Origin of the sequence: Streptomyces broussonetiae, assembly GCF_009796285.1 — a bacterium.
Classification (GTDB): domain Bacteria; phylum Actinomycetota; class Actinomycetes; order Streptomycetales; family Streptomycetaceae; genus Streptomyces; species Streptomyces broussonetiae.
Genome location: NZ_CP047020.1, coordinates 5023772 through 5046986, shown reverse-complemented (window position 1 = coordinate 5046986; position 23215 = coordinate 5023772). Strand labels below are relative to the sequence as shown.

The following is a 23215-nucleotide window of genomic DNA, read 5'->3' as shown; positions in this document are numbered from 1 at the left end:
AGTCGATCACCGCGGGCCCAGTAGGATTCCGACTTATGGCGGCCACTGGATCCGAGAAGCAGGCGGGTAAGGCGTTCTACGTCTCCACGCCCATCTATTACGTCAACGACGCTCCTCACCTGGGCCACGCCTATACGACCGTCGCAGGCGACGTGCTCACCCGCTGGCACCGCCAGCGCGGTGAGAAGGTGTGGTACCTCACCGGCACGGACGAGCACGGTCAGAAGATCATGCGCACGGCCGAGGCGAACGGGGTGACGCCCCAGGAGTGGGCGGACAAGCTCGTCACCGAGGCCTGGAAGCCTCTCTGGGAGCACCTGGAGATCGCGAACGACGACTTCATCCGCACCACGCAGAAGCGCCACACCGACCGCGTCCAGGAGTTCGTGCAGGACCTGTACGACAAGGGCGAGATCTACAAGGGCGGCTACGAGGGCCCGTACTGCGTCGGCTGCGAGGAGTACAAGCTCCCGGGCGAGCTGCTCGACGGCGAGGGCGAGTACGCGGGCCAGAAGCTGTGCCCGATCCACAAGAAGCCCGTGGAGATCCTCAGCGAGGAGAACTACTTCTTCCGGCTGAGCGAGTACGGCGACAAGCTCCTCGCCCACTACGAGGCGAACCCCGGATTCATCCAGCCTGAGTCCGCGCGCAACGAGGTCGTGAACTTCGTCCGCCAGGGCCTGCAGGACCTGTCGATCTCCCGCTCGACGTTCGACTGGGGCATCCCGATCCCCTGGGACGACAAGCACGTGATCTACGTGTGGGTCGACGCGCTGCTGAACTACGCCACGGCGGTCGGCTACAACGAGAACCAGGAGAAGTTCGAGACCACCTTCCCGGCCGACGTCCACCTGGTCGGCAAGGACATCCTCCGCTTCCACGCGGTGATCTGGCCGGCCATGCTGATGGCCCAGGGCCTGCCCCTGCCCGGCAAGGTCGCCGCCAACGGCTGGCTGATGGTCGGCGGCGAGAAGATGTCGAAGTCGAACCTGACCGGTATCAAGCCGCAGGACCTCACCTCGCACTTCGGCGTCGACGCCTACCGCTGGTACTTCCTGCGCGCCATCGCCTTCGGCCAGGACGGCTCCTTCTCCTGGGAGGACTTCTCGGCCCGCTACACGAGCGAGCTGGCGAACGACTACGGCAACCTCGCCTCCCGCGTGGCCGCCATGGTCGGCAAGTACTTCGACGGCACGCTGCCCGCGGCGACCGCGGACGGCGAGGCCGAGAAGGCGATCCACGACGGCCTGGCGAAGGCGGTCGCCGAGGCCGACCGGCGCATCGGCGACGAGCTGGACTTCCAGGGCGGCATCCTGGCCGTCTTCGACTTCGTCAAGCAGGTCAACGGCTACATCACGGAGCAGGAGCCGTGGAAGGTGGCCAAGGACGACTCCGCGGAGGGCCGGGCGCGCCTCGCGACCATCCTCTACACCGCGGCGGAGTCGCTGCGGGCGGTCGCCGTCCTGCTCAACCCGGTCATGCCGGAGACCTCCCAGAAGCTCTGGGACTCCCTCGGCGCGCAGACCTCCCTCGGCGCGCTCGCCGAGCAGCGGATCCAGGACGCGGGCGAGTGGGGCAGGCTGCAGGCGGGCGCCACCGTCACCAAGGGTGCGGTCCTCTTCCCGCGCCTGGAGGAGAAGCCGAGCGCGTAGGGGCGTGGTTCCTCGTACAAGGAGGCCTGGGAGCGACTTGCTTCCGGGCCTCCGCCTGCACCGGCGCCCTGGGTCAGCTCCGCGACGCGTGCGCCACGAGGTCGGCCCACGCGCTCGGCGCGAGCGCGCGCCGCGGACCTGCGACGTTCTTGGAGTCGCGGACGGGGACGGTGCGGGGTGCTATGGCGATCTCCACGCGTGAGTCGCCCTCGGTACCGTCGCTGTAGCTGCTCTTGAACCACGCCGGTTCGGAGGTGTCCCCGGTGGAGGCTTTGCGGATCATTTCTCTCCTAGCACTTGCTCGATGAAGGCGGGCGACTCTCCTCGCGTGAGGGCCTGGGCCCGCTGCACCTCTTCCTCCTCGTAGGGCGGCTGCCGCGCCTCGAACAGCGCCCGCGCGTGCTCGGGCGTCTGCAACAAGCCGTGGATGCTGAGCCCGACGTACACGCCGGTCTCAACCGCCTTCTGCTCCAGTTCCGCCAGCGCCCGCACACCGGACTGAGGGACTACCACTCGACGGCCTTGGCGAACGCCTCGACACAGCGAGGGAACGCCGCCTGCGGAGGGACCGGCGGTGGGAGGGAGCTGCCACGGCGGAGTCCTCAGGAGGTTGCCGAACGTGCCTTACGACCCCTCAGTGGCCGCCGCGCCGGGAAGAGTTGCCGTCGGCAGGGGAAATTCCTCTGGCAGAGTCCGTTGTCGTGAACGTCCCCGAACCCCACCGCCGGCTCCTCGCCGATGTCATCACCGCGGGCGGCCCGTACGGGCTGGTCCTCGCCGGTGGATACGCCCTCCAGGCGCACGGTCTGCTGCGCCGGCCGCACGCGAATCTCGACTTCGCCACGGAGAGCGCCGAGCAGACGGGGGTGATCGCCGGTGCCGTCCGCGCCGTCCTGGAGGCACGGGGCCGGCAGGTGCACGCCGAGGCCGTCAGCGTCTTCACCGCGCAGCTGACGGTCAGCGATCCGGAGAGCGGCGAGCGGTGCACCCTCACGCTGCACAAGGAGGTGTTCTGGCAGCCGCCGGAGCTGACCGAGTACGGCCCCACGCTGTCCCTGCAGGACGCTGTCGGTACCAAGATCCGTGCGCTGTACGACCGGGGCGCGGCCGTCGACCTGATCGACGCGCGGGCCGCCGCCGCCCGGTTCTCCCTGCCCGACCTGGAGGAGCTGGGCCGCCGGCACGCCCATGACCCCTTCGACCTGGCCACCCTCCAGTCCCGGCTGACCGGCACGGACTTCTACGCCGACCGGGACTTTCTGCGCCAGGGCCTCGCCGAGGACGAGGTCGGCGCCCTGCGCGCCTGGGCCCAGCACTGGTCCGACGACATCGCCGAGCGGTTGCTGGAGGACGGTGCGTCCCCCGACACCGAGGACGAGCAGGACGAGTGAAGCGGCGAGTGGAGCGGGGCAGGCAGGCGGAAGGGCCCGGAACCGGTGCCGGTTCCGGGCCCTTCCTGCCGGAGCAGTCCCTGCCGTGTCCTACTTGGGCTGCGGCTTCCTGATGTTCAGGTGCAGCTCGCGCAGGCGGGCCTCCTCCAGCTCGGTCGGGGCGCCCATCATCAGGTCCTGGGCGTTGCCGTTGAGCGGGAAGGCGATCGTCTCGCGGATGTTGGGCTCGTCCGCGAGGAGCATGACGATGCGGTCCACGCCGGGGGCGATGCCGCCGTGCGGCGGGGCGCCGAAGCGGAACGCGCGGAGCATGCCCGCGAACTTCTCCTCGACGGTCTCCCGGTCGTAGCCGGCGATCTCGAAGGCCTTGAGCATGATGTCCGGCTCGTGGTTCCGGATCGCGCCGGAGGACAGCTCGACGCCGTTGCAGACGATGTCGTACTGCCAGCCCAGGATGTCCAGCGGGTCCTGGTTCTCCAGAGCCTCCAGGCCGCCCTGCGGCATGGAGAAGGGGTTGTGCGAGAAGTCGATCGCGCCGGTGTCCTCGTCCTTCTCGTACATCGGGAAGTCGACGATCCAGCAGAAGCGGAAGGCGTTCTCCTCGAAGTGCCCGGCACGCTTGGCGGCCTCGACGCGGACCGCGCCCATGATCTTGGAGACCTCGTCGAACTCACCCGCGCCGAAGAAGATCGCGTGGCCGGGGGCCAGCGAGAGGCGCTTGGTCAGCTCGGCGACGTTCTCCTCGGTGAGGAACTTCGCGATCGGGCCGGACAGCGCGCCGTCCTCGCCGACGCGGACCCAGGCCAGGCCCTTGGCGCCGAGCGAGACGGCGAAGTCGCCGAGCTGGTCGAAGAACTTGCGCGGCTGGTCCTGGACCGCCGGCACCGGCAGCGCGCGCACGTGCTTGCCGGCGAACGCCTTGAACTCCGAGCCCTCGAAGACGTCGGTGATGTCCACCAGCTCCAGCTTGGCGCGCAGGTCCGGCTTGTCGGAGCCGTACTTCAGCATGGCCTCGCGGAACGGGATCCGCGGGAAGGGGGAGGTGACGTGACGGCCGCCGCCGAACTCCTCGAACAGCTCGGTCATCAGCTTCTCGACCGGCTGGAAGACGTCCTCCTGCTCGACGAAGCTCATCTCGATGTCGAGCTGGTAGAACTCGCCCGGCGAGCGGTCGGCGCGGGCGTCCTCGTCACGGAAGCAGGGCGCGATCTGGAAGTAGCGGTCGAAGCCGGAGATCATCAGCAGCTGCTTGAACTGCTGCGGAGCCTGCGGCAGGGCGTAGAACTTGCCCGGGTTCAGGCGGGAGGGCACGACGAAGTCGCGGGCGCCCTCGGGGGAGGTGGCGGACAGGATCGGGGTCGCCATCTCGTTGAAGCCCAGCGCCGTCATCTTGTGCCGGATCGCCGAGATGACCGCCGTACGCAGCATGATGTTGCGGTGCATGCGCTCACGGCGCAGGTCCAGGAAGCGGTACTCCAGGCGCCGCTCCTCGTTGACCCCGTCCTCGGCGTTGATCGTGAAGGGCAGCGGGGCGGCGGCGCCCAGCAGCTCGACCTCGGCGACCTCGACCTCGATCTCGCCGGTGGGCAGCTCGGGGTTGATGTTCTCGGTTCCACGTGAAACAACGCGCCCGTCGATACGGACCGTGGACTCCTTGGAGATCTTGTCCAGGGCCTCGTACGCGGGGGTGCCGGGGCGGGCGACCAGCTGCGTGATGCCGTAGTGGTCGCGCAGATCGATGAAGAGGATGCCGCCCAGGTCGCGCCGATTGTGCAGCCAGCCACTCAGCCGGACGTCGGTGCCGACGTCAGAGGCGCGGAGCTGGCCGCAGGTGTGGGACCTGTACCGATGCATCGTCGTTCATCGTCCTTCGTGGTGGGGTTTCTCCCGCCGGGCCTGCCGGCCGGTGGGAACGGGCACGGGGCCCGGACCCATCAAGGGTACCGGGCACCCCCAGCTCGGCTCCCCACCCTTTTCCCGCGCCCCGCCCTGGAGGATCCTCCGTACAAACGGGCGGCCAGGGTCCTCCTTTTCCTACGGTGGCACCCTTCGGGCGCATCTTCATAAAGTGGGGCAATGCGCACACGCGAGCCTCTCCCGTCCGTCGGGGACGTCCTCGCCGCCCTCGCGACCGGGCTGTGGCACTGGGACACGGCCGCAGGACTGGTCACCGTCGACGCGGAGGCGGCGCGGCTGCTCGGGCTGCCCGCGCGTCCGGTCACCCTCACCGAGGCCCAGACCCGGGCCCGGCTGCACCCGGCCGACTGGAACGAGATCACCGGGGTGGTCCCGCTGGCGGTCGCCGAGGGCACGCTCGCCGAGGTGCGTATCCGGATCATGGACGAGCAGGGGAACATCCTGCGGGTCGTCCGCAGCCGGTCCAAGCCCTCCTACGACCCCGAGCGGCAGGCGTACGAGCTGATCGGCACCCTGCAGGAGGTCACCGAACCGGCCCCGGGCACGCCGGCCGGCCGCACCGCGGTCACCGGCGACTGGCGGCGCTCGCGGGAGGCGTTCCTGCTGGACGCGGGCCGGGCGCTGGCGGAGGCACGGTCGACCGCGGAGGTGCTGCGGGTGGCGGGCACCCTGTCGATGCCGGGGTTCTCGCCGGACGGACTCGTCGTCTTCGGGGTGGAGGGCGACCGGCTGACGATCATCGGCCAGCACGGGCATGAGCCCGGCGACATGAACCCGTTCTCCGACATGCCGCTGGACACGGACTATCCGGCGGCCGAGGTCTCGCGCACCGGACGCGCCGTCTACCTCTCCTCCCCGGCGCAGTACAAGGAGCGCTACCCCGTCACCTGGCCGCTCGCCAAGCCCTTCGGCCGCCAGTCCTGGGCGTTCCTCCCGCTGACCGTGGCCGGTTGCACGATGGGCGCCTGGATGGCGGCCTTCATGCATCCGGTGGCGTTCACACCCGACGAGCGCGCGGTCCTGACGACCGTCGCGAGAATGCTCGCCCAGGCGCTGTCCCGGGCCGGTGCCGCCGAGACCGAGCGGGAACTGACGGACGGCCTGCAGCGCTCCATGCTGCCCTCGCTGGGCCCGCGGATCCCGGGAATGCAGGTGGCCGCCCGGTACATCCCGACCGGCGGCGGACTCCAGGTCGGCGGCGACTGGTACGACCTGATCCCGCTGCCCGCCGGCCGTTTCGCGCTGGTCGTCGGGGACGTCCAGGGTCATGACGTACGGGCTGCGGGCCTCATGGGCCAGCTGCGCATCGCCCTGCGCGCCTACGCCTCCGAGGGCCACCGCCCGGATGCCGTGCTCACCCGCGCCTCCCGCTTCCTGCACGGCATCACGCACGACGCCCATGACGAGGAGATGGCCGGCCTGCGCTTTGCGACCTGCGTGTACGCGGCGGCCGACCCGGCGACCGGAATGCTGGAGATCGCCCGGGCCGGGCATCCGGACCCGGCGATCCGGATGGCCGACGGCACGGTGATGATGTGGCCGACGGCGGGCGGACTGCCGCTGGGCATCGACCCGGACGCGGACTATCCGACGACCCGGTTCACCCTGGAACCCGGCGAGACGCTGATGCTGTGCACCGACGGGCTGATCGAGACCGGCGGGCACGACCTGGACAGCGGCTGGCAGCGGCTGCGCAAGATCCTGGAGGCCCACCGGGGGGACGGCGGGGTCGACGTCGAGTCGCTCTCGGACGAGCTGGTGCAGGGCGTGCACGGGCCGTCCTCGCACTACACCACCGGCCCGCTGGCCGACCGCCGCGAGGACGACATCGCGCTGATGCTGCTGAGCCGGCCGCAGGAGGGCGCCGCCCGGCCCGCAATCCGGCGCACCCTGCTGTCGGTGGCCCAGGACGAGCCGGACCGGGTCGCCGAGGCCCGCCGCCACCTGCACGAGCTGCTGCACGACTGGACCTGTCCCGAGCAGGTCGACTCGGCGGCGCTGCTGGTCTCGGAGATGCTCACCAATGTGCTCGTGCACACCGACGCCGACGCGCTGCTGCTGGCCGAGGTGACCGGCGAGCCCGGCACGCGGCGGCTCAGGGCGCAGGTCACCGACGCGGGCGACGACCTGCCGCACCGGCGCCGGCCCGGCGAACTGGCCTCGTCCGGCCGTGGCCTGATGCTGATCGAACTGCTTGCGGACGCCTGGGGCGTGGAGCCGCGGGGCGAGGGCAAGAGCATCTGGTTCGAGCTCTACGAGCCGGGCGGCTCGGGCGGCTCGGCGGGCGCCTCCTCGGCAGGCGCCGCCTCGGCGGGGACATCCTCGGCGGGCGCGGCGTAACGCGTCCGCAGTTCCTGGACGACTCCGAAGGCGGCCGCGGTCAGCGGCACGGCCAGCAGCATCCCCAGGATCCCCGCGACGGACGCCCCGGCGGTGATGGCGAGCATGACGACCGCCGGATGCATCTGTACGGTCCGGCTCTGGATGACGGGCTGCAGCACATGCCCCTCCAGCACCTGCACGGCGAGCACGACCCCGAGCGACCACAGCGCGATGACGAAGCCGCGGTCGGCGAGGGCGACCAGGACCGCGACGGCACCGGAGATGAAGGCCCCGAGATAGGGGATGTAGGCACCGACGAAGACGAGCGCGCCGAGCCCGATCGCGCCGGGTACCCGGAGGATCAGCAGGCCGACGGTGATGCACAGGGCGTCGATGAGCGCGATGAGGGTCGTCCCGCGCATGAACCCCTCCACCGCCTCGAAGGCCCGCCGGGCGACGGCCTCCAGCGTGTCGGAGGTGCCGGCGGGCGCGACGGCCCGCAGTGTTTCGACGGCCCGGTGGGAGTCGCGCAGGAAGAAGAAGACGAGCAGCAGCGCGAGCACGGCCATGGCGATGCTCTCGCCCACGACGCTGACCCCGCTGATGACGTTGGACGCGGCCGTACCGCCGAACTTGCCCAGCAGCTGCCGCGCGTTGACGGCGAGGTCGTCGAGCCCGGTCCCGGCGGCCCCGAAGTGCGCCGAGACCCCTTTGGCGGCGTTGCGCAGCGAGGCGACGATCTGGTCCCCGGTGTCGACGAGCGCCGCGACGACGATGTACACGGCACCGCCGACGACGGCCACGACGGCGACGCAGGTGAGCCCGGCCGCCACCGACGCCGGCACTCCGGCCCGCACGAGCTGCCGGTACAGCGGCCCGAGCAGTGCGGTGCCGAGCAGCGCGAGCAGCACCGGCGTGACGGCTGTACGGAACTCCCCGCACAACCGCACCCCCACCCACCCCACCCCCGCGGCCAGCAGCAGCACCGCGCACCAGGCGGCGAGGCGGCGTAGGGCGTCGGGGAGCAGCTGCACGCGTCCAGCGGATCATGGGCGTCCACGGGTGTCCTGCCGCGGTCGGCCGACCGGGTGAGCCGTGCCCGACCGGGTGCGCCGTGCCCGTGAAAACCCGCGTCGATCCTGCCGGCCGGGAGAACGCCGCACCCGGCCCGCCTGAGCGGACCGGGTGCGGCGGGTCGTACGGGTACGTCAGTCCTGCGGACCCTCGGCGGTCATCCCGTGCACCGCGGGGATGGTCCCCAGCCGGCCCTTCTGGAAGTCCTCGAAGGCCTGCTGCAGTTCCTGGCGGGTGTTCATGACGAACGGGCCGTAGTGGGCCATCGGCTCACGGATCGGCTGCCCGCCGAGGAGGACGACCTCCAGGTCCGGGGTGTGGCTGTCCTGCTGCTCGTCCGCGCGGACGGTCAGCGCGGACCCGGCGCCGAAGACGGCGGTCTGGCCGAGCTGGATCGGCCGGCGGTCCGCACCGACGCTGCCGCGGCCCGCGAGGACGTAGGCCAGGCCGTTGAAGTCCTCGCGCCAGGGCAGGGTGATCTCCGCGCCCGGGGCGAGGGTCGCGTGGATCATCGTGATCGGCGTGTGCGTGATGCCGGGACCCTGGTGACCGTCCAGTTCGCCCGCGATGACGCGCAGCAGCGCGCCGCCGTCGGGAGAGGTGAGCAGCTGGACCTGGCCGCCGCGGATGTCCTGGTAGCGCGGGGCCATCATCTTGTCCTTGGCGGGCAGGTTCACCCACAGCTGCAGGCCGTGGAAGAGACCGCCGGACACGACGAGGGCCTCCGGCGGCGCCTCGATGTGCAGCAGGCCCGAGCCCGCGGTCATCCACTGGGTGTCGCCGTTGGTGATGGTGCCGCCACCGCCGTTGGAGTCCTGGTGGTCGAAGATCCCGTCGATGATGTAGGTGACGGTCTCGAAGCCGCGGTGCGGGTGCCAGGGGGTGCCCTTGGGCTCGCCCGGCGCGTACTCCACCTCGCCCATCTGGTCCATCATGATGAACGGGTCGAGGTGGCGGTAGTTGATCCCGGCGAACGCCCGGCGCACCGGGAAGCCCTCACCCTCGAAACCGCTCGGAGCGGTGGTGACGGCCAGCACCGGACGCGCGACGGCGTCTGCGGGAGCGGTCACACGGGGCAGCGTCAACGGGTTCTCGACGGTCACTGCAGGCATGGTCGGTACCTCCTTGTGCAACCACTTTAGTTGAGCGTTGAACTTTCTGCCACCCCACAACAGAAAGAGCCCGGAGGGAATTCCCCTCGGGCTCCGACAGGTGGGCATCACATGACATATAGGACATGAATCACCCCGCGCAGGCGAGGAACACGGCGAGCACGGCCGCCCCCGCCCTGCCGACCAGCGCAGGAACCCCGAACGCCGGCAGCAGGAGGACGCCGAACGCCAGCATCCCCGCGGTACGGGTGCCGATCCGGCTGCTCCCGTCGGGGTCGGCGGGGTCGTAGAGGACCCGCACCCAGGCGGCACCGCGCGTGTCGACGCACGTACAGGTGCGCGGCTCACCGCGCGTGCCGGTGTACGCGTAGACGTGGCACCTCAGGACGGCGTCGTCGACGCTCTTCTCACAGGGCCGCTCCAGCCGCCCTTCCGCCACGACCCCGCGCGCACGCAGCGCCCGGGCCGCGCACAGCAGCCACCCACCACCCAGCGTGCCCATCCAGCCGCAGGCGAGCAGGGCGGGGGCACAGCACCAGACCGCGACGCCCCCGGCGACCCTCGGCGCGCACGCCACCGCCGCGAAGGCGGCGCCACCGGCCCACCACACTCGGTACGCACGAGCCGGGGCCGGCGTGTCGGTCGGGGCCACACCGGCACAGTAGGCCAACTCGCCCGGCAGGAGGGAGGGTTCAGCCGCCGTACATCCGGCGCATCGCGAACTCCACCATCTGCTCGACCGCCTTCGCGTCGAACACCATCCGGTGCTCGCCCTCCATGTCCAGGACGAAGCCGTAGCCGGTCGGCAGCAGGTCGATCACCTCGGCGCCGGTGATCACGAAGTACTTGGACTCCTTGCCCGCGTACCGGCGCAGCTCCTTCAGCGAGGTGAACATCGGGATCACCGGCTGCTGGGTGTTGTGCAGGGCGAGGAAGCCGGGAGTGTCGCCGCGCGGGCAGTACACCTTCGACGTGGCGAAGATCTGCTGGAAGTCCTCGGCGGACATCTGCCCGGTGGTGAAGGCGCGCACCGCGTCCGCGAGGGAGGGCGGGGACGGCTCCGGGTAGAGCGGCGGCTGCTGGCCGTACCCGCCGACACCGCCCGGCATCTGCTGCGGCGTGGCGTACTGCTGCTGAGCAGCACCACCGTCCATGGGCTGGCCGTATCCGTACATGGCGCAAGCGTACCGAGGGCTCCTGGCGAGCGGGGCGGAGTAGACCCTGCTCACACTTGAACCGGTAGGGGTTGCGTCTTATTACCGACGGGTAGCATCATCGTAGCCACTTGTTGGTACGTGAACTTAGGTGCGAGGAGTCAGTGCCTCGCCGATCCCTCTACGGAGCCGTCGCCATGGGGCACTACAAGCCGAATCTCCGCGACATCGAGTTCAACCTCTTCGAAGTACTGGGGCGCGACAAGGTGTACGGCACCGGCCCGTTCGAGGAGATGGACGTCGAGACCGCCAAGAGCGTGCTGGAGGAGCTGACCCGCCTCTCCGAGAACGAGCTGGCCGAGTCCTTCGCCGACGCCGACCGCAACCCGCCGGTCTTCGACCCGGAGACCAACACCGCTCCGGTACCCGCGTCCTTCAAGAAGAGCTACCAGGCCTTCATGGACTCCGAGTACTGGCGCCTCGGCCTGCCCGAGGAGATCGGCGGCACCACCTCGCCCCGCTCCCTGATCTGGGCCTACGCCGAGCTGATCCTGGGCGCCAACCCGGCCGTGTGGATGTACTCCTCGGGCCCGGCCTTCGCCGGCATCCTCTTCGAGGAGGGCAACGAGGTCCAGAAGCACATCGCCTCGATCGCCGTGGAGAAGCAGTGGGGCTCCACGATGGTGCTCACCGAGCCCGACGCGGGCTCCGACGTGGGCGCCGGCCGCACCAAGGCGGTCCAGCAGGAGGACGGCTCCTGGCACATCGAGGGCGTGAAGCGCTTCATCACCTCCGGTGAGCATGACATGTCGGAGAACATCCTCCACTACGTGCTCGCCCGCCCCGAGGGCGCAGGCCCCGGCACCAAGGGCCTGTCCCTCTTCCTCGTGCCCAAGTACAACTTCGACTTCGAGACCGGCGAGCTGGGCGAGCGCAACGGCGCCTACGCCACCAACGTCGAGCACAAGATGGGCCTGAAGGCCTCCAACACCTGCGAGATGACCTTCGGCGACCAGCACCCCGCCAAGGGCTGGCTCATCGGCGACAAGCACGACGGCATCCGCCAGATGTTCCGCATCATCGAGTTCGCCCGCATGATGGTCGGCACGAAGGCGATCTCCACGCTGTCCACGGGCTACCTGAACGCGCTGGAGTACGCAAAGGAGCGCGTCCAGGGCCCGGACCTGGCGAACTTCATGGACAAGACCGCGCCCAAGGTCACCATCACCCACCACCCGGACGTGCGCCGCTCGCTGATGACGCAGAAGGCGTACGCGGAGGGCATGCGCGCCCTCGTGCTGTACACCGCCTCGATCCAGGACGCGATCCAGGTCAAGGAGGCGAACGGCGAGGACGCCTCCGCCGAGCACGCGCTGAACGACCTGCTCCTGCCGATCGTCAAGGGCTACGGCTCCGAGAAGGGCTACGAGCAGCTCGCCCAGTCGCTGCAGACCTTCGGCGGCTCCGGCTTCCTCCAGGAGTACCCGATCGAGCAGTACATCCGGGACTCCAAGATCGACACCCTGTACGAGGGCACCACGGCGATCCAGGGCCAGGACTTCTTCTTCCGGAAGATCGTCCGCAACCAGGGCGCCGCGCTGAACGGGCTCGCCGAGGACATCAAGAAGTTCCTGGCGCTCGGCACCGGCGGGGAGGAGCTGGCCGGCGCCCGTGAGCACCTGGCCAAGGCGGCCGTGGAGCTGGAGGCGATCGTCGGCCTGATGCTGACCGACCTCGCCGCCACCGAGCAGGACACCAAGAACATCTACAAGGTGGGCCTGAACACCACCCGCCTGCTGCTGGCCACCGGTGACGTCGTCGTCGGCTACCTGCTGCTCAAGGGCGCCGCGATCGCGGCCGAGAAGCTGGCCACCGCCTCGGCGAAGGACAAGGCCTTCTACACCGGCAAGATCGCCGCGGCGAAGTTCTTCGCGGCGAACGTGCTGCCGGGCGTCACCCTGGCCCGCAAGGTCGCCGGGAACGTCGAGCTGGACCTGATGGAGCTGGACGAGGCCGCGTTCTAGTCCGTCGATTCGGTCCCACGGGCTCGCTCCCATACCGGGAGCGAGCCCGTACACGTCGTTAAGGTGAATCCCATGAGCGCACCAGCCCGCTTCGACCGCGGCCACACCGACGACCTGATGTCCTTCCTGGCGGCCGGAGCGTCGCCGTACCACGCGGTGGCCACCGCCGCCGAGCGACTGGAGAAGGCGGGTTTCAAGCAGGTCGCGGAGACGGACGCCTGGGACACGGAGGCAGCAGCGACGTCCGCCACCGGCAGCGGCGGCCGGTACGTACTGCGCGGGGGCGCGCTCATCGCCTGGTACGTCCCCGAGGGCGCCGAGCCGCACACCCCGTTCCACATCATCGGCGCGCACACCGACTCCCCGAACCTGCGGATCAAGCCGCAGCCGGACACCGGCGCGCACGGCTGGCGCCAGGTCGCCGTCGAGATCTACGGCGGTCCGCTGATGAACTCCTGGCTGGACCGGGACCTGGGGCTGGCCGGCCGGCTCACCCTGCGCGACGGCTCCTCGACCCTGGTGAACGTGGACCGCCCGCTGCTGCGCGTCCCCCAACTGGCCATCCACCTGGACCGCTCGGTCAGCACCGAGGGCCTCAAGCTCGACAAGCAGCGCCACCTGCAGCCGGTGTGGGGCCTCGGCAACGACGTGCGCGAGGGCGACCTCATCGCCTTCCTGGAGCAGGAGGCCGGCCTCACGGCCGGCTGGGTGACCGGCTGGGACCTGATGGTGCACCCGGTGGAGCCGCCGGCCTACCTCGGCCGGGACCGGGAACTGCTCGCCGGGCCGCGCATGGACAACCTGCTCTCGGTGCACGCGGGCACGGCCGCCCTGGCCGCCGTCGCAACCTCCGGCGCCCCGCTGACCCGTATCCCCGTGCTGGCCGCCTTCGACCACGAGGAGAACGGCTCCCAGTCGGACACCGGCGCGGACGGCCCGCTGCTCGGATCGGTCCTGGAACGCTCGGTGTTCGCGCGCGGCGGCTCGTGGGAGGACCGGGCCCGCGCCTTCGCCGGCACGGTGTGCCTGTCCTCCGACACCGGCCACGCCGTCCACCCCAACTACGCCGAGCGCCACGACCCCACCCACCACCCCCGGGTCAACGGCGGCCCGATCCTCAAGGTCAACGTCAACAACCGCTACGCCACGGACGGTTCGGGCCGTGCGGTCTTCGCCGCGGCCTGCGAGAAGGCGAACGTCCCCTTCCAGACCTTCGTCTCCAACAACGCCATGCCCTGCGGCACCACGATCGGCCCGATCACCGCGGCCCGCCACGGCATCCGCACGGTGGACATCGGCGTCGCGATCCTCTCGATGCACAGCGCGCGCGAACTGTGCGGTGCCGACGACCCGTTCCTGCTGGCCAACGCACTGGTGGCGTTCCTGGAGGGCTAGCCCGGGCCGCGCCGGGTACCCGGAAGGGACCGGAGATTCCGGAACCGGAAGGGGAGGCGAGTTCTCATGGGGCTCGGCGGATGCATCATTCTCATCGCCGTGGGAGCCATCCTGACGTTCGCGACCGACTGGCACATGCACGGCGTCAACATCCCGGTCGTCGGGCTGATCCTGATGGCCGTGGGCCTGATCGGCGTGACGACGTTCAGCGGCATCGCACGCCGCCGCCGGGTCGTCGTCCCGCCGACGCCGGTGGTGGAGGAGGAGAAGCCTCACCACCACCACGTCGACGGCTACAGCGACGGCTACGGCGTCTGAGCGCCACAGCGCCCGAGGAGCCGAGGAGCCGAAGGGTACTTCTCGTCGTCCGTCCCCGCCGTCCTCGCCGGCACCGGCGGCGGCCGGTCCGCCCCGCCCCGCCCTCGGCGACGATCACTGGCCCGGACGGACTCGCCGCGTGCTACGTCAGCGCGTGACCGGTGGTCACATCCACATGGTCCGGCACCTCCTCGTGCCGGTCGCCGACCGAGAGCGTGCCGGTCGGCTCGAAGAGGAGGACCTCGGCGCGCCGGGGCGCGAACGGCTTGTGCTCGGTGCCGCGCGGGACGGTGAACACCGATCCCCGGGACAGCACGACCGTGCGTGCCCCGGTCGCCTCACGCAGTCCGAGGTGCACCTCGCCGTCCAGGACCAGGAAGAACTCGTCGGTGTCCTCGTGCACGTGCCAGACGTGCTCACCCTCGAACTTGGCGATACGGACGTCGTAGTCGTTGACGGCGGCGACGATACGGGGGCTCCAGCACTCGTCGAAGGAGGCGAGGGCCTTTTCCAGGGAGATGGGTTCCATGGGTTCAGGGTGCGGGTGACCGGGGCCCGCAGACGAGTGCTAGAAATCGCATATGCCGCAAGGATCCTCTCACTCGCGCCCGGCCCGTCCGGCTCATCGGACTCATCGGACTCATCGGACTCATCGGACTCATCGGGTCGCCGTGATCGTCGACGAGGGAACCAACCCCTTCGAGGTCGGCGTCGCCACCGAACTGTTCGGCCTGCCCAGGCCCGAACTGGGCGGCCACGGGCCGCTGTACGAGATCACGCTGTGCACGCCCGGCTCCGCGGCCCGGATGAACCACGGGTTCTTCACTCTGACCGGCGTGCCCGGCCTGGAGGCGGTGGACGAGGCCGACACCCTTGTCGTACCGGGACGCCCGGACAACGTCGTACCGCGCGGTGCCGACGTCCTCGACGCCATCCGCCGCACGCACGCGCGCGGAGCACGGGTCGTCAGCTTCTGCACCGGCAGCTTCGCCCTCGCCGAGGCCGGACTGCTGGACGGCCGCCGGGCCACCACCCACTGGATGTGGGCGGACACCTTCCGGGACCTGCACCCCCAGGTGCTGCTGGAGCCGGACGTGCTGTTCGTGGACGAGGGCGACCTGCTCACCGCCGCCGGCAGCGCGGCCGCGCTCGACCTCGGGCTGCACATCTGGCGCCGCGACCACGGCGCCGAACTCGCCAACGCCGTCTCCCGGCGTCTCGTCTTCGCCGCCCACCGGGACGGCGGCCAGCGGCAGTTCGTGGAACGCCCGGTGCCCGACGTGCCCGACGCGTCGCTCGGCCCGCTGCTGTCCTGGGCACAGGAGCGGCTGGGCGAGCCGCTGACGGTGGCCGACCTCGCCGCCCGCGCGGCCGTCAGCCCCGCCACGCTGCACCGCCGCTTCCGTGCCCAGCTGGGCACGACCCCGCTGGCCTGGCTCACCGGGGAGCGCGTGGCGCTGGCCTGCCGGCTCATCGAGCGGGGCGAGGAGCGCCTGGACGTCGTAGCGGCCGGCTGCGGCCTGGGCACGGCGGCGAACCTGCGGGACCGGCTGCGCCGGGAGACGGGGCTGAGCCCGTCGGCCTACCGCAGACGTTTCGGGCCGGCGGGCCAGTGATGATCAACGCGGCACGGGGAACGGTACCCACATGAGATTCCTCGTACGCGACCGGCTCCTCGGCATCGGTGAAGACTACTGGATCGAGGACGAGCACGGCCGGAAGGTGTTCCTCGTCGACGGCAAGGCGATGCGGCTGCGGGACACCTTCGAGCTGAAGGACACCCAGGGACGCGTCCTGATCGACATCCACCAGAAGATGTTCGCCCTGCGCGACACGATGGTGATCGAGCGGGACGGCGAGGGCCTGGCCAGGATCAGGCGCAAGCGGCTGTCCCTGCTGCGCAACCACTACCGGGTCGCCATGGCGGACGGCACCGAGCTGGACGTCAGCGGGAAGATCCTGGACCGTGAGTTCGTCGTCGAGTACGACGGCGAACTCCTCGCCGTGATCTCCCGGCGGTGGCTGCACCTGCGGGAGACCTACGGCGTCGACGTCGTACGGGAGGACGCGGACCCGGCGCTGCTGATCGCGGTGGGGGTGTGCGTGATCCACCTGGCCGAGAAGGAGCGCGAGGCGGACTGAGCGGTCGAACGAAGTCGGCTGCGGTCCGGCAGCGCCCTGAAGGGGCGCGGCCGGCGGGGCGGGGGTCAGCCCTGGTGGCGGGGCGGTTGCAGGCCGAGCACCCGGTCCTTCAGGACCGGGAACTGCTCGCGGGTGGCCGCCACCTTCGCCGGGTCGAAGTCGACCGTGAGGACCTCCTCGCCCGGGCCCGCCTCCGCGAGCACCTCGCCCCACGGATCCACCACGATCGAGTGACCCGCCTGCGGAACTCCCGCATGGGTCCCGGCCGTTCCACAGGCGAGCACGAACGCCTGGTTCTCCACCGCCCGTGCCTGGGCCAGCAGCGTCCAGTGCGCGCGTCGCCGCTCGGGCCAGCCCGCCGGGATGACGAGGGTCTCGGCGCCGGCGTCGACGAGTGAGCGGAAGAGTTCGGGGAAACGGAGGTCGTAGCAGGTGGCCACACCCAGCGTGGTCTCGGGCAGCCGTACCGTCACCAGTTCCTGCCCCGCGCCCATCAGCACGGCCTCGCCCTTGTCGAAGCCGAAGCGGTGGATCTTGCGGTAGGCGGCAGCCGGCTCACCGGAGGGGGAGAAGAGGAGAGAGGTGTTGTAGAGGGTCCCGTCCTGCGCGGCGGAGCCGCTGCCGGACACGGCCCGTTCCGGGATGGAGCCGGCATGCAGCCACACACCCGCATCGCTCGCGGCCTTGGCCATCGTCTCGTACGTCGGCCCCTGGAGCGGCTCGGCCTCGCGGCCGAACTCCTCGAAGGCGAACGCGCCAGTGGTCCACAGTTCGGGCAGGACCACGAGGTCGGCACCGGCCTGCTCCCGGACGAGCGCAGCCACCCGCTGCCGCCGGGAGTCGACCGATTCGTCCTCGTTCACGGCGATCTGGATCAGCGAGGCGCGCACACTACCACCGTCCTGGCATTCGAGTCGTCCACACAGGCCTACGATCGTCACACGAAAGCACTGCCGGGGTGCCTGAAGGCAGCGTAACTTAGCCACTCAGACACCCGCCGCCGTGCCGCCGCCGCCCGCTGGCAACGCCGCCACAACCTGCCCGTGTACCGACCGCCGAGGGGTCCCGTTCCGTGAGTCTGCATCCCACCCTCCAGCCCTACGCCGACGCCTGGACCCACTCCATCGACGCGATATCCGAGATGGTCCAGTCGCTTGCCGAGGGCGAGTGGAACCGGCGGACCCCGTGCCCGGGCTGGTCGGTGCGGGACATCGTGTCCCATGTGATCGGCCTGGACTGCGAGATGCTCGGCGACCCGCGCCCCATCCACTCCCTGCCCCGCGACCTCTTCCACGTCGCCACCGAGCACCAGCGGTACATGGAGATGCAGGTCGACGTGCGCCGCCACCACACGGCGCCGGAGATGACGGCCGAGCTGGAGTACACGGTCATCCGCCGCAACCGCCAGCTGCGGGGCGAGTCCCGTGACCCCGGCACCACGATGCGCGGCCCGCTGGGGGCGGAAGTCACCCTGGAACAGGCCTACCGCGCCCGGGCGTTCGACGTGTGGGTGCACGAGCAGGACCTGCGCACGGCCCTGGGCCGTCCCGGCAACCTCGACTCGCCCGGCGCGCACATCACCCGGGACGTCCTGCTGGAGGCGCTGCCCAAGGTGGTCGCGAAGGACGCGGACGCGCCGCGCAGTTCGGCGATCGTCTTCGACGTGCACGGCCCGGTGGAGTTCCTGCGCACGATCCGCGTCGACATCCAGGGGCGGGGCACCCTGGAAACGGCCCCGGCCCTCGGTCCCGCCGCCACCCTCACCCTCGACTGGGAGACCTACGTCCGCCTGGCCTGCGGCCGGGTGACCCCCGAGGCGGTGGCCGACCGCCTGAAGACCGAGGGCGACCCGGACCTGACGGCGGCGATCCTGCGCAACTTCACGGTGACGCCGTAGCGGCGGGACGCACCTGCCGACGACAGGACACCGCACACCGGGACCGGAGCCGGGGGCCGGCTTGCCGGACCGGAGCCGAGGACCGGCTCGGCCGTGACACCGGGGCGGTCGTGGTGCCTCGGGGTGACGTCGGGGCGGATGCCCGGCGGGCAGCCGCCGACGGCGAGCGCCCGAGCAGGCTGTCCGGCCCCCCGGGCGACCGGAAACGGGTGGTGCGCCGATGGCAGGCAGAGCGGGCTACGCCGCGGGCACGTGCACCGTCTCCACCCGGCTGGCGACCAACCGCTCACGCTCACGCCGGGCGGCTCGTCCACGCAGCCGCAGGATCTGCGACACCCCCAGCGCCTGCAGCACGAACACCGCCGAGAACGCCACGGAGTAGTCGTCACCGGTGGCATCCAGCAGCACCCCGACAGCGAACAGCGTCGTCATCGAGGCCACGAAACCACCCATGTTGGTGATCCCCGACGCCGTCCCCTGTCGCTCGGGCGGGTTGGCCGGCCGGGCGAAGTCGAAGCCGAGCATCGAGGCAGGCCCGCACGCCCCGAGCACGCTGCACAGCACCACCAGCAGCCACATCGGCGCATGCGGCTCCGGGTAGACCAGCGTCGCCGCCCACAGCAGCGCCGTCGCCCCCACCGTCCCGAGCGCGAGCGGCAGCCGCGCGGCATGGTGCCGGGCGACGATCTGGCCGTAGACGAGCCCGATCACCATGTTGGACAGGACCACCAGTGTGAGCAGCTCACCGGCCGTGGCCCGGCTGAGCCCCTGCGCCTGGACCAGGAACGGCATGCCCCACAGCAGCAGGAACACCATCGCCGGGAACTGGGTGGTGAAGTGCACCCACAGCCCCAGCCGCGTCCCCGGCTCCCGCCAGGCCGCCGCGATCTGCCGGCGGACATAGGCCGCGCCCTGGTGCGGGGACGGCTCCGGCTCGTACCCCTCGGGGTGGTCCTTCAGGAACAGCAGGGTCAGCACCAGGACGACCACGCCCGCGAGCGCGCTGCCCGCGAACGCCGGGGTCCATCCGATGCCGTGCAGCAAGCGGGCGATGACCAGGGTGGAGACGAGGTTGCCCGCCATGCCGACCAGCCCCGCGAGCTGCGCGACCATCGGCCCGCGCCGGACCGGGAACCAGCGGGTGCCGAGCCGCAGCACACTGATGAAGGTCATGGCGTCACCGCAGCCGAGCAGTGCCCGAGAGGCCAGGGCGGTGCCGTACGACGGCGAGAAGGCGAAGCCCAGCTGCCCGGCCGTGAACAGCACGGCGCCGATGCTCAGCACCTTCTTCGTGCCGAGCCGGTCGACCAGCAGGCCGACGGGTATCTGCATGCCGGCGTAGACCAGCAGCTGGAGGATCGAGAACGTGGACAGCGCGGAGGCGTTGACGTGGAAACGGGCCGCCGCGTCCAGACCCGCCACACCAAGTGACGTACGGAAGATGACGGCGACGAAGTAGACGGCGACGCCTATGGACCACACGGCGACGGCACGTCGGCCGCCCGGCGGGTCACCCGGGAGGGTGGCCTTGCTGGTCGTCATGCTCATCGCACCTCACCCCGCGCGAGGTGCTCGAACCAGGTCACGTGCCGGTGCACGACCTCGACGGCCGCCTCCGCGTCCCCGGCCCGCAACGCGTCCAGGATCTCCTCGTGTTCGGCGAGGGTCTTGGCGATCCGGTCCGGGTGCGAGTGCATGACGGCGACGCCCATCCGCAGCTGGCGGTCGCGCAGCTGGTCGTAGAGCCGGGACAGGATCTCGTTGCCGCCGCTGCGCACGATCTCGGCGTGGAAGGTGCGGTCGGTCACCGCTGCCGCGGCCAGATCCCCGGCGGCGGCCTGCGTCTTCTGCTGCTCCAGCAGTTCGGCCAGCCGCTCGAGCAGCCCGGGCGGGGCGGGTACGGCCTTGCGCGCGGCGTGCTCCTCGACCAGCTGACGCGTCTCCACGACGTCGGCGATCTCCTGCGCGGAGACGGGCAGGACCAGGGCGCCCTTCTTCGGGTAGAGCCGGATGAGGCCCTCGACCTCCAGGCGCAGCAGCGCTTCGCGCACGGGGGTGCGCGAGACCCCGACGGCCTCGGCCAGCTCGCCCTCGGTGAGCAGGGTCCCGCCCTGGTAACGGCGGTCGAGCACGCCCTGTTTGACATGGGTGTAGACGCGGTCGGCGGCGGGGGGCTGCTTCATCGACTGGTTCGCCGGCGGGTTCGTCGGAGGGGCGGACTTCTGGACGGCCGTCATCATGCCCACAGGATAGATACAACACGTACGCATGCGGTGCCGGCGTCCATCATGCGGACGTGGCCGAAATCTTCGGCAGCAACCGCACAACCTTCTGTGCTACCTACGTGTCTCACACGTGCGGCCCTCTGCTCTTGCCACCTCAACCCGGCCGCACTTCAGGGGCATTCAAGACAATCGGGGTATTTTACTTTGATTACCGGCATTCACGGCACCCGCAGGATCCGTATCCGCAGAGCCGCCGCCGTCGCCGTCACCTCCGGCGCGCTGCTCGCGACCGGCGCCCTCACCGCGGTGCCCGCTCAGGCCGTCACAACGCCCTCGATCGTGGCCGCGGGCGGTTACGTGATGAACAACGCGAACGGCTCCTCGCTCTACACGAAGGCAGCGGACACCAAGCGGTCCACGGGCTCCACCACCAAGATCATGACTGCCAAGGTCGTGCTCGCGCAGTCGAACCTCAACCTCGACAAGAAGGTGACGATCCAGAAGGCGTACAGCGACTACGTCGTCAAGTACAACGCCTCCCAGGCGCACCTGATCGTCGGCGACAAGGTCACCGTCCGTCAGCTGCTGTACGGCCTGATGCTGCCGTCGGGCTGCGACGCCGCCTACGCGCTCGCCGACACCTACGGCTCCGGCTCCACCCGTGATGCGCGCGTGGCGAACTTCATCGGCAAGATGAACAGCGCCGCCAAGAGCCTTGGTCTGAAGAACACGCACTTCGACTCGTTCGACGGCATCGGTCAGGGCAACAACTACTCGACGCCGCGCGACCTGACGAAGATCGCCAGCAGCGCGATGAAGAACGCCAACTTCCGCGCGATCGTGAAGACCAAGTCGTACACCGCGAAGACCGTCACCAAGACGGGCAGCACCCGCACGATGGCCGCGTGGACCAACACCAACGGTCTGCTCAGCAGTTACAGCGGCACCATCGGCGTGAAGACCGGCTCCGGCCCGGAGGCCAAGTACTGCCTGGTCTTCGCCGCGACCCGGAACGGCAGGACGGTCATCGGCACCGTTCTCGCCTCCACCTCCATCCCCCAGCGCGAGTCGGACGCGAAGAAGCTCCTCAGCTACGGCTTCGCCAGGCTCGGCTGACATCCGGCCGGCCGCCCCGCCCAGGCACCACGGGCCCGTCGCACCCTGCGGCGGGCCCGTTCTGCTGCCCGGACGAGGGCAGGACGCCGGCCCGGCACTGCCGGGATGAAGAGCATGGTGCTAGTGTCATTAGCACCATGCTGCTGCGTCTGGACAGGACCGACACCCGCCCCCTGCACGAGCAGGTCGCGGCGGTGATCCGGCGGGCCGTCGCCGAGGGCGAGTGCCGCGCGGGCGACCGGCTGCCCTCCGCCCGCGACCTCTCCGAGGTCCTGGGCATCAACGTCAACACCGTCCTGCGCGGCCTGCGCGAACTGCGCGACGAGGGCCTGCTGGAGTTCCGCCGGGGGCGCGGGATCACCGTCGCCGACGGGGCCGCCGGGCGCTCCGGACTGCAGATCAAGGTGCGGGAACTGGTCGCGGAGGCATCCCGGCTGGGCTACAGCCGCACCGACCTCATCGACATGATCCGGGGGATGACCACATGACGGACGGGGACGAGCGGAAAGACGTACGGTTGCGTGCCGCGCGCTGGGGGGCCGCGGGCTGCATTGCGGCCGTGGCCGCGCTGCTCACGGTCCTGCCCTGGGCCGCGCACGGCCGGCTTCCGGACCGGCTGGCCACGCACTGGAGCGGCGACGCGGCCCCTGACAGCTCGATGCCGCTGTGGGCGGCCGCCCTGTTCCCGGCCGGGGTGTGGCTGCTGATCGCCCTCGCGCTGTCCGTGTGCCGGCGCCGTCCCTGGACGGGCCGCCACCCCTGGCTGTCGATCGCGCTGGCACCCACGGGCGTGGTCCTCGTCGGCGCACAGGCCTCCATCGTCAGGGCGAACCTCGACCTCACGGACTGGCACCAGGCGCGCCAGCCTGCCTGGGGCATCGTGCTGATCCTGGCCCTGGCGGCGGTCGCGGGTGCCGTCGCCTGGCGGCTGAGCGTCCGCTCCGCCGCCACCGCGCCCACCGCCGCACCACCCGAGCTGGACCTGCCCGAGGGCGAGCGGCTGGTGTGGTTCTCGCGCGCGGCCAACCCCTGGCTGCAACTGCTCGCCGCGGCCGGCGTCCTGATCGCCGCCGCCGCGCTCGTGGTCCTCGCCGTCGGCCTGGCGAGCCCCGTGATGGTGTGGCCGCTGTGCACGGTCTGCGGCGTCACCGCCCTCGCCTGCGCCCTCTTCTCCTCGGTGCGGGCCAAGGTGTCGGAGGCGGGCCTGGAGGTGGCGTTCGGCCCGCTCGGCTGGCCCGCCCGCCGCTGGCCGACGGCCGCCATCGAGTCCGCCCGCGCCGAGCACCGGCTGCCGTCCCAGGTCGGCGGCTGGGGCTATCGCCTCAGCGGTCTCGGTACGACGGTCATGCTCCGGGCGGGCGACTGCCTGGTCATACGCCCCCGGGGACGCCGCAGTGATTTCGCGGTCAGCGTGGACGACGCCGAACGCGGCGCGGCCCTGCTGAACGCCCTGCGCCGACGGGGCTGAGGCGGCGT

General features: G+C 70.8%; 23 protein-coding genes. 12 read left to right on the top strand and 11 right to left on the bottom strand.

From position 1 onward, the window contains the following. Positions 1-35: 35 nt before the first annotated feature. Positions 36-1652: a methionine--tRNA ligase gene (gene metG, locus GQF42_RS23415; RefSeq protein WP_158922921.1), complete on the top strand. Its 1617-nt coding sequence runs from the start codon at positions 36-38 to the stop codon at positions 1650-1652. Positions 1653-1725: 73 nt separating this feature from the next. Here metG and GQF42_RS23410 read toward each other — a convergent pair whose 3' ends face one another. Both GQF42_RS23410 and GQF42_RS23405 read right to left on the bottom strand, forming a co-directional pair. Continuing rightward, entirely contained in the window at positions 1726-1935 is a 210-nt protein-coding gene (locus tag GQF42_RS23410; protein ID WP_158922919.1) for a DUF397 domain-containing protein, read from the bottom strand. After that, complete coding sequence (locus tag GQF42_RS23405; RefSeq protein WP_375989374.1) at positions 1932-2165, bottom strand: Scr1 family TA system antitoxin-like transcriptional regulator; 234 nt, start codon at positions 2163-2165, stop codon at positions 1932-1934. The genes GQF42_RS23410 and GQF42_RS23405 overlap by 4 nt, the downstream gene beginning before the upstream one ends. A gap of 188 nt (positions 2166-2353) precedes the next feature. Here GQF42_RS23405 and GQF42_RS23400 point away from each other — a divergent pair, with 188 nt between their 5' ends. Continuing rightward, the gene (locus GQF42_RS23400) at positions 2354-3043 is read left to right on the top strand and encodes a hypothetical protein (protein ID WP_158922917.1); all 690 of its coding nucleotides are present in this window, start codon (positions 2354-2356) and stop codon (positions 3041-3043) included. 90 nt (positions 3044-3133) lie between these two features. Here the strand turns inward: GQF42_RS23400 and aspS are convergent, their stop codons facing one another. Further along, positions 3134-4897, bottom strand: coding sequence for an aspartate--tRNA ligase (gene aspS, locus GQF42_RS23395; protein ID WP_158922915.1), 1764 nt, complete (start codon positions 4895-4897; stop codon positions 3134-3136). A gap of 222 nt (positions 4898-5119) precedes the next feature. Between aspS and GQF42_RS23390 the strand changes: the two genes are divergently transcribed. Then, entirely contained in the window at positions 5120-7300 is a 2181-nt protein-coding gene (locus tag GQF42_RS23390) for a SpoIIE family protein phosphatase (RefSeq protein ID WP_158922913.1), read from the top strand. Here GQF42_RS23390 and GQF42_RS23385 read toward each other — a convergent pair. The 4 genes from GQF42_RS23385 to GQF42_RS23370 all read right to left on the bottom strand — a co-directional run bounded on the left by GQF42_RS23385 (position 7213) and on the right by GQF42_RS23370 (position 10643). Next, entirely contained in the window at positions 7213-8316 is a 1104-nt protein-coding gene (locus GQF42_RS23385) for an AI-2E family transporter (protein WP_158922911.1), read from the bottom strand. The two genes, GQF42_RS23390 and GQF42_RS23385, sit on opposite strands and share 88 nt — an antisense overlap. A gap of 174 nt (positions 8317-8490) precedes the next feature. Continuing rightward, complete coding sequence (locus tag GQF42_RS23380; protein WP_158922909.1) at positions 8491-9468, bottom strand: pirin family protein; 978 nt, start codon at positions 9466-9468, stop codon at positions 8491-8493. Between the two features lie 130 nt (positions 9469-9598). Beyond that, positions 9599-10120, bottom strand: a complete 522-nt coding sequence (locus tag GQF42_RS23375) for a hypothetical protein (protein ID WP_158922907.1) — start codon at positions 10118-10120, stop codon at positions 9599-9601. 40 nt (positions 10121-10160) lie between these two features. Further along, complete coding sequence (locus GQF42_RS23370) at positions 10161-10643, bottom strand: SseB family protein (RefSeq protein ID WP_158922905.1); 483 nt, start codon at positions 10641-10643, stop codon at positions 10161-10163. Between the two features lie 176 nt (positions 10644-10819). Here GQF42_RS23370 and GQF42_RS23365 point away from each other — a divergent pair, with 176 nt between their 5' ends. From GQF42_RS23365 to GQF42_RS23355, 3 genes are all read left to right on the top strand, one after another. Beyond that, positions 10820-12646 carry an acyl-CoA dehydrogenase gene (locus GQF42_RS23365; protein WP_158930479.1) on the top strand — a complete coding sequence of 609 codons (1827 nt, stop codon included), beginning with the start codon at positions 10820-10822 and terminating at the stop codon, positions 12644-12646. 72 nt (positions 12647-12718) lie between these two features. Continuing rightward, positions 12719-14041: a M18 family aminopeptidase gene (locus tag GQF42_RS23360; RefSeq protein ID WP_158922903.1), complete on the top strand. Its 1323-nt coding sequence runs from the start codon at positions 12719-12721 to the stop codon at positions 14039-14041. A 66-nt stretch (positions 14042-14107) separates the two neighbouring features. After that, entirely contained in the window at positions 14108-14359 is a 252-nt protein-coding gene (locus GQF42_RS23355; protein WP_158922901.1) for a hypothetical protein, read from the top strand. 142 nt (positions 14360-14501) lie between these two features. On the opposite strand, the gene GQF42_RS23350 is transcribed toward GQF42_RS23355, so the two are convergent. Beyond that, entirely contained in the window at positions 14502-14888 is a 387-nt protein-coding gene (locus tag GQF42_RS23350) for a cupin domain-containing protein (protein WP_158922899.1), read from the bottom strand. A 52-nt stretch (positions 14889-14940) separates the two neighbouring features. On the opposite strand from GQF42_RS23350, the gene GQF42_RS23345 reads away from it, so the two are divergent. Together GQF42_RS23345 and GQF42_RS23340 are read left to right on the top strand one after the other, a co-directional pair. Further along, positions 14941-15975 (top strand): GlxA family transcriptional regulator, encoded by a 1035-nt coding sequence (locus tag GQF42_RS23345; protein WP_158922897.1) that lies wholly within the window; start codon positions 14941-14943, stop codon positions 15973-15975. A 31-nt stretch (positions 15976-16006) separates the two neighbouring features. Beyond that, a complete protein-coding gene (locus GQF42_RS23340) occupies positions 16007-16501 on the top strand; it encodes an LURP-one-related/scramblase family protein (protein ID WP_158922895.1) in 495 nt (164 codons plus the stop codon). A 65-nt stretch (positions 16502-16566) separates the two neighbouring features. Here the strand turns inward: GQF42_RS23340 and GQF42_RS23335 are convergent, their stop codons facing one another. After that, entirely contained in the window at positions 16567-17391 is an 825-nt protein-coding gene (locus tag GQF42_RS23335; RefSeq protein WP_158922893.1) for a carbon-nitrogen family hydrolase, read from the bottom strand. A gap of 182 nt (positions 17392-17573) precedes the next feature. Here GQF42_RS23335 and GQF42_RS23330 point away from each other — a divergent pair, with 182 nt between their 5' ends. After that, positions 17574-18398: a maleylpyruvate isomerase family mycothiol-dependent enzyme gene (locus GQF42_RS23330; RefSeq protein ID WP_158922891.1), complete on the top strand. Its 825-nt coding sequence runs from the start codon at positions 17574-17576 to the stop codon at positions 18396-18398. Between the two features lie 237 nt (positions 18399-18635). Here the strand turns inward: GQF42_RS23330 and GQF42_RS23325 are convergent, their stop codons facing one another. Then, positions 18636-19940, bottom strand: a complete 1305-nt coding sequence (locus tag GQF42_RS23325; RefSeq protein ID WP_233273433.1) for an MFS transporter — start codon at positions 19938-19940, stop codon at positions 18636-18638. A 2-nt stretch (positions 19941-19942) separates the two neighbouring features. Then, positions 19943-20638: a GntR family transcriptional regulator gene (locus GQF42_RS23320; RefSeq protein WP_233273432.1), complete on the bottom strand. Its 696-nt coding sequence runs from the start codon at positions 20636-20638 to the stop codon at positions 19943-19945. 189 nt (positions 20639-20827) lie between these two features. Here GQF42_RS23320 and GQF42_RS23315 point away from each other — a divergent pair, with 189 nt between their 5' ends. From GQF42_RS23315 to GQF42_RS23305, 3 genes are all read left to right on the top strand, one after another. Then, complete coding sequence (locus tag GQF42_RS23315) at positions 20828-21739, top strand: D-alanyl-D-alanine carboxypeptidase family protein (protein ID WP_199272764.1); 912 nt, start codon at positions 20828-20830, stop codon at positions 21737-21739. Between the two features lie 137 nt (positions 21740-21876). Then, the gene (locus GQF42_RS23310) at positions 21877-22227 is read left to right on the top strand and encodes a GntR family transcriptional regulator (protein ID WP_158922887.1); all 351 of its coding nucleotides are present in this window, start codon (positions 21877-21879) and stop codon (positions 22225-22227) included. Continuing rightward, positions 22224-23207, top strand: coding sequence for a DUF1648 domain-containing protein (locus GQF42_RS23305; protein WP_233273431.1), 984 nt, complete (start codon positions 22224-22226; stop codon positions 23205-23207). Before GQF42_RS23310 ends, GQF42_RS23305 begins: the two co-directional genes overlap by 4 nt. The last annotated feature ends 8 nt before the right edge of the window (positions 23208-23215 follow it).